At 71.4% G+C, this 13752-nt stretch carries 14 protein-coding genes and 1 riboswitch; of the genes, 6 read left to right on the top strand and 8 right to left on the bottom strand.

From position 1 onward, the window contains the following. Positions 1–385: 385 nt before the first annotated feature. The 3 genes from ABZ193_RS40925 (at position 386) to ABZ193_RS40915 (ending at position 2079) form a co-directional block, all read left to right on the top strand. Complete coding sequence (locus tag ABZ193_RS40925; RefSeq protein WP_020419428.1) at positions 386–988, top strand: 50S ribosomal protein L25/general stress protein Ctc; 603 nt, start codon at positions 386–388, stop codon at positions 986–988. Beyond that, the gene (gene pth, locus ABZ193_RS40920) at positions 989–1582 is read left to right on the top strand and encodes an aminoacyl-tRNA hydrolase (protein WP_354714129.1); all 594 of its coding nucleotides are present in this window, start codon (positions 989–991) and stop codon (positions 1580–1582) included. Positions 1583–1719: 137 nt separating this feature from the next. Further along, positions 1720–2079 (top strand): DivIVA domain-containing protein, encoded by a 360-nt coding sequence (locus tag ABZ193_RS40915; protein ID WP_020419430.1) that lies wholly within the window; start codon positions 1720–1722, stop codon positions 2077–2079. Positions 2080–2237: 158 nt separating this feature from the next. Here ABZ193_RS40915 and ABZ193_RS40910 read toward each other — a convergent pair whose 3' ends face one another. Then, positions 2238–3926: a fatty acyl-AMP ligase gene (locus tag ABZ193_RS40910; RefSeq protein ID WP_354714127.1), complete on the bottom strand. Its 1689-nt coding sequence runs from the start codon at positions 3924–3926 to the stop codon at positions 2238–2240. Between the two features lie 109 nt (positions 3927–4035). Here ABZ193_RS40910 and ABZ193_RS40905 point away from each other — a divergent pair, with 109 nt between their 5' ends. After that, a complete protein-coding gene (locus ABZ193_RS40905) occupies positions 4036–4404 on the top strand; it encodes a YciI family protein (protein WP_237339161.1) in 369 nt (122 codons plus the stop codon). Between the two features lie 40 nt (positions 4405–4444). On the opposite strand, the gene ABZ193_RS40900 is transcribed toward ABZ193_RS40905, so the two are convergent. Both ABZ193_RS40900 and ABZ193_RS40895 read right to left on the bottom strand, forming a co-directional pair. Then, positions 4445–5074: a DUF5701 family protein gene (locus tag ABZ193_RS40900; protein ID WP_020419433.1), complete on the bottom strand. Its 630-nt coding sequence runs from the start codon at positions 5072–5074 to the stop codon at positions 4445–4447. Beyond that, entirely contained in the window at positions 5071–5715 is a 645-nt protein-coding gene (locus ABZ193_RS40895) for a CatB-related O-acetyltransferase (RefSeq protein WP_354714125.1), read from the bottom strand. The genes ABZ193_RS40900 and ABZ193_RS40895 overlap by 4 nt, the downstream gene beginning before the upstream one ends. Positions 5716–5805: 90 nt before the next feature. On the opposite strand from ABZ193_RS40895, the gene ABZ193_RS40890 reads away from it, so the two are divergent. After that, complete coding sequence (locus ABZ193_RS40890) at positions 5806–6435, top strand: TetR/AcrR family transcriptional regulator (RefSeq protein WP_020419435.1); 630 nt, start codon at positions 5806–5808, stop codon at positions 6433–6435. Between the two features lie 53 nt (positions 6436–6488). On the opposite strand, the gene ABZ193_RS40885 is transcribed toward ABZ193_RS40890, so the two are convergent. The 3 genes from ABZ193_RS40885 to ABZ193_RS40875 are packed head-to-tail and all read right to left on the bottom strand — an operon-like array spanning position 6489 to position 9784. Then, positions 6489–8243, bottom strand: coding sequence for an ABC-F family ATP-binding cassette domain-containing protein (locus tag ABZ193_RS40885; RefSeq protein WP_237339165.1), 1755 nt, complete (start codon positions 8241–8243; stop codon positions 6489–6491). After that, positions 8243–9205 (bottom strand): 4-(cytidine 5'-diphospho)-2-C-methyl-D-erythritol kinase, encoded by a 963-nt coding sequence (locus ABZ193_RS40880; RefSeq protein WP_027936078.1) that lies wholly within the window; start codon positions 9203–9205, stop codon positions 8243–8245. Before ABZ193_RS40880 ends, ABZ193_RS40885 begins: the two co-directional genes overlap by 1 nt. Before the next feature lie 9 nt (positions 9206–9214). Then, positions 9215–9784: a TetR/AcrR family transcriptional regulator gene (locus tag ABZ193_RS40875; RefSeq protein ID WP_237339166.1), complete on the bottom strand. Its 570-nt coding sequence runs from the start codon at positions 9782–9784 to the stop codon at positions 9215–9217. A 143-nt stretch (positions 9785–9927) separates the two neighbouring features. Here ABZ193_RS40875 and ABZ193_RS40870 point away from each other — a divergent pair, with 143 nt between their 5' ends. Beyond that, entirely contained in the window at positions 9928–11343 is a 1416-nt protein-coding gene (locus tag ABZ193_RS40870; RefSeq protein WP_354714122.1) for a DHA2 family efflux MFS transporter permease subunit, read from the top strand. 47 nt (positions 11344–11390) lie between these two features. Here ABZ193_RS40870 and ABZ193_RS40865 read toward each other — a convergent pair whose 3' ends face one another. Both ABZ193_RS40865 and rsmA read right to left on the bottom strand, forming a co-directional pair. Next, positions 11391–12404, bottom strand: a complete 1014-nt coding sequence (locus tag ABZ193_RS40865; protein ID WP_020419441.1) for an ATP-binding cassette domain-containing protein — start codon at positions 12402–12404, stop codon at positions 11391–11393. A gap of 187 nt (positions 12405–12591) precedes the next feature. After that, positions 12592–12683, bottom strand: a riboswitch (SAM riboswitch). A 65-nt stretch (positions 12684–12748) separates the two neighbouring features. Further along, positions 12749–13609, bottom strand: a complete 861-nt coding sequence (gene rsmA / locus ABZ193_RS40860; RefSeq protein ID WP_237339167.1) for a 16S rRNA (adenine(1518)-N(6)/adenine(1519)-N(6))-dimethyltransferase RsmA — start codon at positions 13607–13609, stop codon at positions 12749–12751. Positions 13610–13752 lie beyond the last annotated feature (143 nt).

Raw genomic sequence — 13752 nt, 5'->3', positions numbered from 1 at the left:
AGGGTTGTCAAGGCACGCTTTCCCGCCTTGACAACCCTGCTCGGCGACTGAAACACAATCAGGGTGAGGGGGCGGGGGTGGTCGGAAGGTGACCTTCCGGCGCCGCAAGGCGCACCGCCCGCAGGGCGGACTCCCCGGCCGTGTCAGGCGACGCGATGACCACCCGGCTCCGGTGGGGTTGGACCCCAGGTAACCCTTGTGGTTCCGGCCGATTACACTGAACAGGTTGTCTCGGCGAGGCGGGCTCCATGCTGCACCCGGTGCCCGACGTGATCGACGCGGCGGCTTGAGGTCCGCTGCTCGAGCATGTCCGTGGAACTCGCCGCCGATGCGACCACCCGCCATCTGCGCCGCCACGCAAAATTGTTTGAAGGAGTGCTACACCGTGTCCGAGGTACGTCTGTCCGCCGAGCCCCGCACCGAGTTCGGCAAGGGCGCCGCGCGCCGCACCCGTCGCGCCGGCAAGGTTCCCGCCGTGCTGTACGGCCACGGTACCGACCCCCGCCACCTGGCCCTGCCCGCTCTGGAGTTCGCCCGCGTCATCCGTGAGAACGGCAGCAACGCGGTCCTCACCCTCAGCCTCAACGGCGACACCGAGCTGGCCCTGACCAAGACGGTCACCGTGCACCCGATCAAGAACTACATCGAGCACGTCGACCTGCTGGTCGTCCAGCGTGGCGAGAAGGTCACCGTGGACGTCCCGGTCGTGCTGACCGGCGAGCCGGCCCCGGGCACCCTGCAGGTGCAGGAGGTCGACACCCTGTCGATCGAGGTCGAGGCGCTGCACATCCCGGAGCAGTTCGAGGTGTCCATCGAGGGCGCCGAGGCCGGCACCCAGATCCTCGCCTCGCAGGTCACCCTGCCCGCCGGCGCGGTCCTGCTGACCGACCCGGAGAGCCTGGTCGTCGCCGTCAACGAGGCGCAGGCCACCTCCGCGGAGCCCGCCGAGGAGACCGGCGACGAGGCGGCCGAGAGCGCCGCCGAGTAAGTGAGTTCGGACGTTCCCGGGGCCGGCGAGCTGGTTCTGCTCGTCGGCCTCGGCAATCCCGGCCCGCGTTACGCCGGCAACCGGCACAACGTGGGTTTCATAGTGCTCGACGAGCTCGCCGCCCGCGTCGGCGGCAAGTTCAAGACCCACAAGTCCGGCGGTGAGGTCCTGGAAGGGCGTCTCGCCGGGCGTCGCGTCGTGCTGGTCAAGCCGCGGTCGTTCATGAACGTCTCCGGCGGCCCGGTCGCGGGCGCGGCCAAGTTCTACAAGGTCGACCCGAGCGGCGTCGTCGTCGTGCACGACGAGCTGGACGTGCCGTTCGGCGGGCTGAAGCTCAAGCTCGGCGGCGGCGAAGGCGGCCACAACGGGCTGCGGTCGATCAGCAAGTCCCTCGGCACGCGTGACTACTACCGCGTGCGCTTCGGCATCGGGCGGCCCCCTGGCCGGATGGACCCCGCCGATTTCGTGCTCAAGGACTTCTCCACGGTGGAGCGCAAGGACCTCCCGCTGGAGCTGGACCGGTGCGCCGACGCCGTCGAAGCGCTGATCGGCAAAGGGCTGACGGCGGCCCAAAACGACTTCCACGCTGGGTGAGCGTCAGTCACCCACAGGTGTTCCTCTCACCGCTCCATGGTGTTCCAGGGGGACAAATGCTCTTCCGGAGGTTTGATCCGGCGGCTAGGACGGGATTAGGGAAGTTGTCCCGTCCACGCTGAACTGGAGCACTCCACATGTCCCTTTCCGCCGAAGACGTTTATCGAGTCGAGTTCGGTAACGCCCCCATCGGCCGGCGCGGGTACGCCAAGCACGAGGTCGACGAGTTCGTCGAGCGCATCGCCAGGACCCTGGTGGGCGAGGACGACCTGACGGCCGCCGAGGTGCACCACGTCATGTTCAGCAAGCCGCTGCTCGGGAAGCGGGGCTACGACGAGCGCGAGGTCGACGAGTTCCTCGACCAGGTCGAAGACGAGTTCGCCCGCCGAGGCGGCCGCCCCTACCCGGTGCCCGAGGCCCGGACGGTCACGCAGGCGACCGCACCACGCGCGGAAGGCGACCCGGCCGAGATCCCGAAGGTGACCCTCACGGAGTGAGCAACCGCCGAACTCGCGCCTGAGCGCAGACCACACCCCCTGGAACGTGGGGCTCGCGCACACCCGGCGAGCCCCACGCCCAGCGAGCCCTGCGCCCGGCCCCGCGAACCCCACACCCCAGCGAATGAACTCCCCACCCGGGCCGGGTGGGGCGGCGGTCAGGAGGCGGCGTTCTTCGCGATCGCGTCGGCGTACTGGACCGCCGTCGCCGCGCGTTTGACCTTGCCGGACGGCGTCTTGGGCAGGCTGCCTGCCGGCAGGACGACCACCGCGTACGGCCGCGCGTCCACCGCGTCCCGCACCCGCGCCGCGACCTCCTTCTGCAGCCTCCGCTCGGCCTCGGCGTCGCCGGCCAGCTTCGACTCCAGCACCACCGCGAACCGCTCCCGGCGCGTCCCCGCGTCGATCCGCACGGCCACCGCGTTGCCGGCCCGCACCCCGTCCACGGCGGTCGCGGCGCGCTCGATGTCCGTCGGGTAGATGTTGCGGCCACCCATGATGATGACGTCCTTGCGGCGCCCGCAGATCACGATCTGCCCGTCGACCAGGTACCCGAGGTCGCCGGTCGCGAGCCAGCCCTCGGCGTCCTGCGTCGGCTTCGGGCCCTCCATCGTCAGGTAACCGGGCGTCACGGCCGGGCCGGTCAGCTGGATCTCCCCGACCTCGCGGTCGCCGAGCACCTTGCCGCTGTCGTCGACGATCCGCGCCTCCAGCCCGTCCAGCGGGCGGCCCAGCACGGCGAACGAGCGGACCTCCTCGGTCCCGCGCCGCGGGTCGCCCTCGGGCACCGGCACCGCCCGGTTGTCCGCCTCGAGCGCGTCGGCCTCGATGACGTCCAGCGTCAGTCCGGTGAACAGCGGCGCGAACGACACCGCGAGGGTCGCCTCGGCCATGCCGTACGCGGGGAACACGCACTCCGCGGGCATCTTGAACCGGGCGCCGCCCTCGACGAACGACTGCACGGCCGACTCGTCGATCGGCTCGGCCCCGTTCAGCGCGATCCGCAGCGTGGACAGGTCGTAAGCGTTTTCGTCCTCCACCCGCTGCAGCCGCTTGCCGACGATGGCGTAGGCGAAGTTCGGGGCCGCGGTGGTGGTGGCGCGGTACTTGCTGATCAGCTCGGGCCAGATCAGCGGCCCGGTGAGGAACTCGGCCGGGGTGATCTTGATCAGCTCCACGCCGAACGTCATCGGCACGGTCAGGAACCCGACCATGCCCATGTCGTGGAAGGTGGGCAGCCAGGACACCATGATGTCCTTCGCGAAGTCGAACTCCGCCCGCTCCACCATGGCCTTGACGTTGGTGTAGAGGTTGCCGTGGGTGATCCGCACGGCCTTCGGGTCGGCGGTCGAGCCGCTGGTGAGCTGCAGCAGCGCCAGGTCGTCCTCGCCGCGCGCCACCGGCTCGGCGATCGGCTCGCCGTCGAACAGGTCGGTGATCATCCGGAACCCGATGTTGTGCTCGGTGAGCACGGGCGCGAGCGCGTCGAACGGCTCGCCGAGCACGACCAGCTTCGCGTCGATCATGCCCAGCACCTTGACCGTGTCCTCGGCCCACAGCGCGAGGTCGGTGCGCGGGGTGGGCTGGTGCAGCATCGTCACGCTGCCCCCGGCGAGCCACACCGCCTGCACCGTCGGTGCGATCAGGGCGGGCGCCCCGGCCAGTACGGCGACGGCGCTGCCCGGCTCCAGGCCGCCCGCGACGAGCGCGCCGGCCATCCGCCGCGCCTGCTCGTGGACTTCTGCCCAGGTCCGGCGGACCGGCTCCTTCGGCTCCCCGGTGACCATGCCACGCAACTGACCACCCTCCGCAGCGGTGCGGACGAGCGTCTCCACGAACCGACTCATGGCGCTCACCTTATCCGGCGACGAAGTTCCCCGGATCGTCCCGGCGGCGGTGTCGAAACCCGCCCCCGCGCTCCGACCTCCTGGTAAGACAGCCCTTGAGGAGGCACCCGTGAAGTACTTGCTGATCATGCACATGAACCCCGCCGTGTGGGAGTCGCTGACGGAGGAGGAGCGCAACGCGATCATGAGCGGGCACGGACCGTTCATGGACGCCATCCGCGAGTCCGGCGAGTTCATCGGCACGACCGCGCTGGCCGACCCGTCGAACAGCGCGGTCGTGCGGGTGCGGGACGGCGCGCAGGTGGTGACCGACGGCCCGTACCTGGAGGCGAAGGAGTACCTCGGCGGGTACTACCTGGTGGACGTCGAAAGCCGGGAACGCGCACTGGAACTGGCCGCGATGATCCCGGACGCCGCGGTCGACGGGCTCGGCATCGAGGTCCGGCCGGTGATGTTCTCGGCAGGCACCGAGATGTGAGACCCGGTGCCGGGCGGGGTGGCCCGCCCGGCACCGGCGGTCACACCGCGCGGGAGCCGGCCGAGGCCATGCCCAGCCAGGTGTGCGGGTTGCCCTGCCAGCACCAGCCGAGCTTCGGCGCCCGCTTGCTGATCCAGATCGCCGGCACCCGCCGGTCGCCGCAGCGCGAACCGCCCAGCGAGAAGCACTTGTTCTTGACCAGCACCTCCGGGAAGTGCGTGATCAGGGCGATGCCCTCCTCGATGGTGAGCAGGGTGCGGCTGCGGCCGGCGATCACCTCCATCGCGTCGTTCGGGACCGCGCCGCAGAACTCCTCGCCGCGCTCGACGTCGAACAACAGGTAGGCGTCCGGGGCCGGGAGGTCCACAGTGGACACGAACCGGTCGAGCGATCCGGGTTCGAAGGAGTGGTCGACGAACCCGGGCAGCCTCCCGCGGTGCAGGGTGGTGCGCGGCATCGTCTCCTCGATCGGTGCGACCTTCCGGGTCACGACCAGCAGGAACGGCACGCGGCCCGCCTCCGGGTCGAGGTCGCCGGCCCGGGCCGCGGCGCGCAGCGGCTCGACCAGTGCGCGGAAGCCGTCCTCGTCGAGCCCGGCGAGCGCCGGGTAGCCGCGGTCCACCAGGTTGGCGACCTGGCGGTCGAATTCGGCTGTCACGTCGAACGTCAAGCCCTTACCTCCTTGATCGCGGCGATGTCGGCGGGCGTGCCGGACATGATCGTCCGCACGTGCCGGGTGACCAGTTCGACCGGCCAGTCCCACCAGGCGGCGCGTTCGAGCCGTTCGACGTCCTCCGGCTCGTAGCGAGCGCGGATCGGCCGGGCCGGGTTGCCGCCGACGATCGTGTACGGCGGCACCTCGGCGGTGACGACCGCGCCCGCGGCGATGATCGCGCCGTTGCCGATCGTCACGCCGGGCATCACGGTCGCGCCGTAGCCGAACCAGACGTCGTTGCCCACCACCGTGTCGCCCCGGCTGGGCATGTTCGTGACGAGGTCCAGTGTGGACTCCGCCCACGCGCCGCCGAACATCGTGAACGGGTAGGTCGACACCCCCATCGTCGGGTGTTCCGCCCCGGCCATCAGGAACCGCGTGCCGGAGGCGATCGCGCAGTACTTGCCGATGATCAGCTTCTCCGGCCCGTAGGCGTAGAGGACGTTGCGGGTCTCGAACTCGGTGGCGGCGTCCGGGTCGTCGTAGTAGGTGAACTCGCCGACCTGGATACGCGGATCGGTGACCAGCGGTTTCAGGAACACCACGCGCGGGTGCTCGGCGAGCGGGTGGAGCACGGTGGGGTCTGGCACGAACACCTCACAGGAGTAAACTTACTACCGACGTAAACTTATCCCGAGCACAGGCTGGTTGTCAACGTAAAAGTAGGACGAGGGTAAGATTCGCTCATGACCGTCACGGGCCTCCGCGAAGCCAAGAAGCAAGAGACGCGGCAGTTGATCTCCGACCAGGCGACCCGGCTCTTCATGGCGAAGGGTTTCGAGCAGACGACGATCGCCGAGATCGCGGAGGCCGCGCGGGTCGCGAAGAAGACCGTGACCAACTACTTCCCGCGCAAGGAGGACCTGGCGTTCGACCACCAGGACCAGTTCGTGGCGAGCCTGGCCCGCACGGTCGTGGCCCGCGAGCCGGGTGAGTCGGCGCTGGCCGCGCTGCGCCGGGACTTCCTGGGGGCGGTCGAGCGGCAGGACCCGGTCGCGGGGTTCGCGGGCCCGGAGTTCAGCCGGATGATCGCGGAGAGCCCGACGCTGTCGGTGTGCCTGCGCGGCCTGCACGACCAGCGCGAGGAGGCGCTGGCCGCCACCCTCGCCGAAGCGACCGGAGCCGCACCCGGCGACATCACACCCCGCGCGGCGGCGTCGGTGCTCGGTGGGGTGCACCGGGTGCTGTTCGCGCGCATCCAGGAGCTGACCCTGGCCGGCCGGGACAACCCGGAGATCGCCGCCGTGGTCGGCCCGGAGGCCGAGCAGGCGTTCGCCCTGCTGGAACCCTCACTCGGCGACTACGCCCGCGCCTGACCGGAGACCGGCACCAAGGCCCTCAGTGATGGCGTCGAAGCAGCCCGGTGCGCCTACTCCACCAGTTCGGAGGTCTCCAGCCAGCGCGCCTCGACGTCCTCGATCTCCGCGCGCACCGTCTTCAGCTCCGTGTTCAGCTCGACCAGCTTGTCCGGCTCGGTGGCGTGCTCGGCGAGCTGCTCGTGCAGCTTCGTCTCCCGCGCGTGCAGCTGGTCCAGCCGCCGCTCCAACCGGGACAGTTCCTTCTGCGCCGCCCGGAACTCCGCCGCGCTGGACGTCTTCTGCGCGGGCTTCGGCGCCGACACCGAGGCACGGGCGGACGCCCGCCGCGACAGGTACTCGTCGATTCCGCCGGGCAGGTGCGTGATCCGGCCGTCGCCGAACAGGGCGTACACCGCGTCCGTCACGCGTTCCACCAGGTAGCGGTCGTGCGAGACCACGACCATCGTGCCCGGCCAGGAGTCCAGCAGGTCCTCCAGCTGCTGCAGCGTGTCGATGTCCAGGTCGTTCGTCGGCTCGTCGAGCAGCAGCACGTTCGGCTCGGCCATCAGCAGCCGCGCCAGCTGCAGCCGCCGCCGCTCGCCGCCGGACAGGTCCTCCACCGGCGTCCACTGCCGCGCCGGCGGGAACCCGAGCTTCTCCGCCAGCTGCGACGCCGACAGCTCCTGCTTGCCCAGCACGACCCGCGCCGAGACCTCCTCGACGGCCTCCAGCACCCGCAGCTGCCCCGGCAGCTCGTCCAGCTCCTGCGACAGGTGCGCCAGCCGCACCGTCTTGCCCTCGATCCGCCGCCCCGCGACCGGCTCGCGCTCCCCTGCCAGCAGCTTCAGCAGCGTCGTCTTGCCTGACCCGTTCACGCCGACCAGCCCGAACCGGTCACCCGGCCCGATCCGCCAGGTGAGCCCCTCGACGACCGTCTTGTCGCCGGCCTTGAGGGTCACGTCCTCCAGCTCCAGCACGGTCTTGCCGAGCCGCCGCTTCGCGAACGACATCAGCTCGGCCGTGTCGCGCGGCTCCGGCACGTCCGCGATCAGCGCCTCGGCCGCCTCGATCCGGTACCGCGGCTTCGACGTGCGGGCCTTCGCGCCGCGCTGCAGCCAGGCCAGCTCCTTGCGCGCGAGGTTGCGCCGCTTCTCCTCCATCGACGCCGCGAGCCGTGCCCGCTCGGCGCGCGCGAAGATCCAGTCCGCGTACCCGCCCTCGTACTGCTCGACGCGGCCGTCGGCGACCTCCCAGGTCCGCCCGCACACCGTGTCCAGGAACCACCGGTCGTGGGTGACGACCACGAGCGCGGACCGCCGCGCCAGCAGGTGGTCGGCGAGCCAGCGCACGCCCTCGACGTCGAGGTGGTTGGTCGGCTCGTCGAGCACCAGCAGGTCCAGGTCGCCGATCAGCGCGGCGGCCAGCGCGACCCGGCGACGCTCCCCACCGGACAGTGTCGCGGTCGGGTTGTCCAGCCCCAAGTCGGTGATCCCGAGTCCCTCCACAATGGACCGGACCCGGGCGTCGGCCGCCCACTCGTGCTCGGCGTCGAAACCGGCGAGCACGGCGTCGCGGATCGAACTGCCCTCCGCCAGCTCCGTGCGCTGGGTGACCACCGCGAGCCGCAGCCCGCGGACCTGGCTCACCCGGCCGGAATCCGGCTCGGCGAGTCCGGAGAGGACCTCCAGCAGCGTGGTCTTGCCACCGCCGTTGAGGCCGACGACGCCGATGCGCTCGCCTTCGCCGACGCCGAGGGAGACGTTGTCCAGCAGCGGGCGGACCCCGTAGGACTTGGAGACCGCCTCGAGGTTGATCAAATTCGCCACTACGCGTGCACCTGCGGAGGAGTGGGCCGGTGTTCGTCGCCGCCGACGAGCCGCGCGCCCGGCACCGGGCCGTGCGCGACCCGCACCGTCCGGCACACGCCGGCCCCGGCCAGCTCGGCCGCGACCTCGAGCGCGGACTCCGCGTCAGCGCACAGGAACGCGCACGTCGGGCCGGAACCGGACACGGTGCCTGCCAGCGCGCCGGCGTTCACCCCGGCGCGCAGCGTGCGGCGCAGGCCGGGCCGCAGCGACACCGCGGCGGCCTGCAGGTCGTTGCCGAGCAACAGGGCCAGCTGACGCGGGTCGCCGGAGGCCAGCGCCTCGACGACCGGCGCGTGCGAGCCGACGCGCGGCGGGTTGCCGGTCTCGCGGAGCCGGTCGAGTTCGGCGTACACGCGCTCGGTGGACAGCCCGCGCTGGTCGAACGCGAGCACCCAGTGGAAGGTGTGCCGCGACAGGACCGGCACCAGCTGCTCGCCGCGGCCGGTGCCCAGCGCGGTGCCGCCGTAGAGCCCGAACGGCACGTCCGAGCCGAGCTTCGCCGCGATCCCGGCGAGCTCGTCGCGCCCGATGTCCAGCTTCCACAGCGCGGCGAGGGCGACCAGCGTGCCCGCGGCGTCGGCGCTGCCGCCCGCCATTCCACCCGCGACGGGGATCCCCTTGCGGAGGACCACCCGGACGTTCGAGGCCCCGTCGGTCTTGCCGACGTGCGCGGCCAGCGCCTCGACCGCGCGCCACGCGAGGTTGCTGGCGCCGGTGGGCACGACCTGCTCACCCTCGCCGTAGACCTCGACACCCGGCTCCTCGGCCAGCGCGACGGTGACCTCGTCGGTCAGCGAAAGCGCGTGGAAGACGGTCGTCAGGTCGTGGAAACCGTCCGGGCGCAGGTCGCCGACCGACAGGTGCAGGTTGATCTTGGAGGGCACCCTGACGGTGACAGGTGGCGGTACGACGGCGAGCACCAGTCAAGCCTACGTGCCCGCCGGAGAGCGTGGAGAGGCAAGCTCCAGTGCGACGCGCAGCGCCACGTCGGCCGACTGCTCGCTCGGGTTTTCGTCCAGGAACTGCGGGTTGTTGCCGAGCATGAGCGCGACCAGGGCGAGCCGGGAGCGCAACTGGTCCTCGGGGCTCGCGTCGGCGGGGACGAGGAAGGTGAACAGCCCCTTCATCCGTGTCGCGAGCACGTGCCCGGCGTGCAGGTCCTTCAGCGCGGGCTGGTTGTCCTGCATGAACCGCATGATCGGGCCGAACCGGCCCTGGATCAGGTCGGAGAGCCTGCGCAGCAGCTCCTCGCGGGCCTGCGCGGGATCGTTCTGGGCCCGCGCCCACTCGATGATCTCGTCGAGCGAGGCGCCGATGTCCTCGATCAGGCTGTGGACGATGTCTTCCTTCGTCCGGAAGTGGTAGTAGAGCGCGGCTTTGGTCACCCCGAGCGCTTCCGCGATCTCCCGCAACGACGTCTTCTCGTAGCCCTGCTCGACGAACAGGTCCAGCGCGATCTGCTGGATGCGCTCGCGCGTGTCGGTCCGCCGCCCCGCCATGACCGTCCTTCCTGAGGAACTCTCAAACTTGCTTGACGCCCGGCTAGGAATGGGCCTACCGTGTCGGCAGCGTCATTACTTGTCGGCCGACTAGTAATGCTTGCTCTCAGTCTAACCCAGTTCTCCACCAGGGGGTTTCCACCATGACGACAACCACTCCGGCGCCGGTGACGGCGCCGGCCGACTCGAGGAAGTGGTGGGCGCTCGCCGTCGTCGGGCTCGCCCAGCTCCTCGTCATCATCGACACCACCATCGTCAACATCGCGCTGCCCACCGCGCAGGCCGACCTCGGCATGTCCGACGTGGCCAGGCAGTGGGCGATCACCGCCTACACGCTCACCTTCGGCGGTCTGCTGCTGCTCGGCGGACGGCTGGCCGACCGGCTGGGCCGCAAGAACACGCTCATCGTGGGCGCGCTCGGCTTCGCCGCCGCGTCCGCGCTCGGCGGGATGGCCACCGGCTCGGGTCTGCTCATCGCCGCCCGCGCGGCCCAGGGGGTCTTCGCCGCGCTGCTGGCGCCGTCCACGCTCTCGCTGCTGACCATCACCTTCACCGAGGCGAAGGAACGGGCCAAGGCGTTCGGGATCTACAGCGCCATCATGATGTCCGGCGGTGCGGTCGGGCTGGTCGCCGGTGGCGCGCTGGCCGAGTACGCGTCCTGGCGCTGGTGCCTCTACGTGAACCTGCCGATCGCGGTCGCCGCCGCCATCGCGGGCTGGTTCGTGCTGCCGAACGTGCCGGGCCACCGCTCGACGCGACTGGACTGGATCAGCGGCGCGCTCGGCAGCGCGGGGATCGCCGGGCTCGTCTACGGCCTCTCCGAGGCCGCGACCCGCGGCTGGGGTTCGGCAGTGGTGCTCGGCACGCTGGCCGCGGCGGTGGCGCTGCTGGCCGGGTTCGTGTTCCGGCAGGCCCGGGTCCGGAACCCCCTGCTGCCGCTGCACGTCCTGGCCGACCGCGCCCGCTCCTCGGGCTTCCTGACCATCGCCGTCGCGGCCTTCGGGATGTTCGGGATGTTCCTGTTCCTCACCTACCAGCTGCAGGCGATCATGGGCTTCGGCGCGCTCGGCGCCGGCCTGGCGTTCCTGCCGTTCCTGCTGGGCAATGTCACGGTCTCGACGCTGCTGACGCGCCGGCTGATCCCGCGGACCGGGCCGCGCCCGCTGCTGGTGACCGGGCTCCTGCTGATGGCCGCCGGGCTCGCCGGGCTGACCCAGCTGTCGGTCGACACGTCCTACTGGAGCCTGGTCCTGCCGGTGGAACTGGTGCTGGGCGCGGGCGCCGGGCTGGCGATGCCGACGGTCATGAACATCGCGACCGCCCGGGTGGAGCCGAAGGACTCGGGGGTGGCGTCGGCGTTCATCACCACGTCCCAGCAGGTCGGCGCGTCGATCGGCACGGCGTCGCTGAACACGATCGCGGCGAGCGCGACCGCCTCGGTCGCCGGCCTGGCCCTGCCCGCGGCGACCGTGCACGGCTACGCCGTGGCGAACGGCTGGGCCGCGGCGATCGTGGCCGCGGGCGCGATCGCGGTCGGGGTCCTGGTGCGGGGCAAGTGAAAACGAGGAGGGGCGCCCGGCCGGGACGCCCCTCCTTGCGTGCCTGGTCAGGCCGCGACGATGCTCTTCGGGCCTTCCTTCGGGTGCACGACGTGCGCTCCCCGGTCGGCGATCCACGCCAGCGCCGCGTCGGCCTGGCTGCCGTTGACGCCGACGCGGAAGCGGGCCACCGGGGTGTCCCCGACGCGGGTCAGGCCGCCGCCGATGGTGGCGAGCTCGACCTCGAACCGGGCGGAGGCCTCGGGCAGCAGCGCGCCGACGGCCGCGAAGCCGATCAGCACCACGTCGACGGACCGGTCGTAGCTCGACGACTGGCTGCGCGGCGTGTCGATCGGGGGCAGCAGGCTCTGCGCGACCTTGCTCGCCGGGTTGGCCAGCAGCTCCAGCACGGTGCCCTGCTCGACGAGCCGCCCGTCCTCCAGCACCGCGACCCCGTCGCAGACGCGCCGCACCGCGGCCCCGTCCTGGGTGGTGAGCAGCACCGTCACGCCCAGCTCCGCGCGGGCGCGGTCGAGGACGGTCAGCACGGCGCCGGTCTCCTCGGCGCCGACACCGGCGGTCGGGTCGTCGGCGAGCAGCACGGCCGGGCCCGCGGCCAGCGACCGCGCCAGCGCGACGCGGCGGCGCTGGCCCGGGGTGAGTTCGCTCGGCCGCAGCGCGGCGCGCTGGGTCAGGCCGGCCAGGTCGAGCAGGCGGCCGACGCGGCTGCGCCGCTGCGGGCCCTCCAGGCCGAGCTGCTCCAGCGGGGCCGCGACGTTGCCCGCCACGGTGCGCTCGGCGTGCAGCACCGGCTGCGCGTCCAGCACCGCAACCTGGCGGCGCACCTCACGCAGCTTCCGCCCGTCGAGGCCGGTGGTGTTCAGCCCGTCCAGGCGGACGACGCCGCGGTCGGGCTTCTCCTGCAGGGCGATGCACCGGGTGAGGGTGGACTTGCCGGAGCCGGCCGGGCCGACGACGCCGAACAGGGCGCCGGCGGGCACCTCGACGCTCACGTCCCGCAGGGCGTGGACGGGCTTGGCGGCACCGGGGAAGGACTTGGTCAGGTTTTCGACAGTGATCACGAATGGCTCCAGCACAACGGGCGCGAACGCGCCGACCGCACACCAAGGAGACCGTCTACAGAGGACGGTCAGGCGAAGTCAGGAAATGGTGGTGAAGGGAAAGCGGTCAGCGACGACACGCACAGACCGTGCGACGACATTCGTCGACGACGCGGCGCCTCGTGAGCATCGTGCGGTACACAGGAATCCTCCATCGGTCCTGGCGTTAGCACCTGCCCCCGGGTGGGGTGGTTGCTGCGGCTTCGGCGAGCCAGGTCTCTCAGCCGCTCGGGATGGATACCTCAAAGAGTAGAACGGACTTCACATCTTTTTGGCAAGTCCCTGGTCCGGATCAGGGTGCGAGATCACACAAACGGTGGTAAGGACTTGCTCCTGGCGATCTTGGCGAAGTCCCTTACCCCCAGTTGCTCGCCCCGAGCGCGGGGGTCGACGCCGGCCGCGCGGAGGATCGCCTCGGCCTTCTCCCCCGAGCCCGCCCACGACGACAACGCGGCACGCAGCGTCTTGCGACGCTGGGCGAAGGCGGCGTCGACGACGGCGAAGACCTCGTCCCGGTCCGCGTCCGACACCGGTTCCGCGGCGCGCTCGAAGCCGACGAGCGCGGAGTCGACGTTCGGCACCGGCCAGAACACGGCACGTGGCACGGGCGCGACCTTGCGGGCCGGGCCGTACCAGGCGAGCTTCACGCTCGGGACGCCGTAGGTGCGGCTGCCGGGGCCCGCGGCCATCCGGTCGGCGACCTCCGTCTGCACCATCACCAGGCCGTGCGCCAGCGACGGCAGCTCGGCGAGCAGGTGCAGGACCACCGGGACGGCGACGTTGTAGGGCAGGTTGGCCACGAGGTGCGTGGGCTGGTCGGCGAGGTCCTCGGCGGCGAGCTTGAGGGCGTCCTGGATGTGGACGGTGAACCGGGCGGCAGCCTCGGGGGCGCGCTCGGCGACCGTGGCCGGCAGGCGCTCGCCGAGGACCGGGTCGATTTCGACGGCGGTGACGTGCGCGCCCGAATCCAGGAGGCCGAGCGTCAGCGAGCCGAGGCCGGGGCCGACTTCGAGGACGTGGTCGCCTTGGCCCACCCCGGAGAGGTCGACGATGCGGCGGACGGTGTTCGGGTCGTGCACGAAGTTCTGGCCGAGCTTCTTCGTGGGACGCACGTCCAGCTCGGCGGCCAAGCCACGGATCTCGGCTGGTCCGAGCAGTGCTGTCACGGGGATGGATCGTAGCCGCTACGCGGGTGTCCAGGGCGCCGGGCTTCGCTTCGCTACGCCCGGGTCTGCTCCTCCCGAACCCGATCTTTCAGTGTTCGGTTGCCGAGACACCGCGTCAAGCCGGGAAAGCGTGGCTTGACCCG

Origin of the sequence: Amycolatopsis sp. NPDC006125 (assembly GCF_040614195.1) — a bacterium.
GTDB lineage: Bacteria > Actinomycetota > Actinomycetes > Mycobacteriales > Pseudonocardiaceae > Amycolatopsis_E > Amycolatopsis_E tucumanensis.
This window is presented reverse-complemented; position numbering and strand designations above follow the sequence as displayed.

Bases quoted from the DNA above. Each gene is read 5' to 3' on its own strand.
- ABZ193_RS40890 (WP_020419435.1), top strand. From the start codon at position 5,806: ATGACCGTCACGGGCCTCCGCGAAGCCAAGAAGCAAGAGACGCGGCAG.
- ABZ193_RS40875 (WP_237339166.1), bottom strand. From the start codon at position 9,784: ATGGCGGGGCGGCGGACCGACACGCGCGAGCGCATCCAGCAGATCGCG.
- ABZ193_RS40915 (WP_020419430.1), top strand. From the start codon at position 1,720: ATGTCCCTTTCCGCCGAAGACGTTTATCGAGTCGAGTTCGGTAACGCC.
- ABZ193_RS40910 (WP_354714127.1), bottom strand. From the start codon at position 3,926: ATGAGTCGGTTCGTGGAGACGCTCGTCCGCACCGCTGCGGAGGGTGGT.
- ABZ193_RS40870 (WP_354714122.1), top strand. From the start codon at position 9,928: ATGACGACAACCACTCCGGCGCCGGTGACGGCGCCGGCCGACTCGAGG.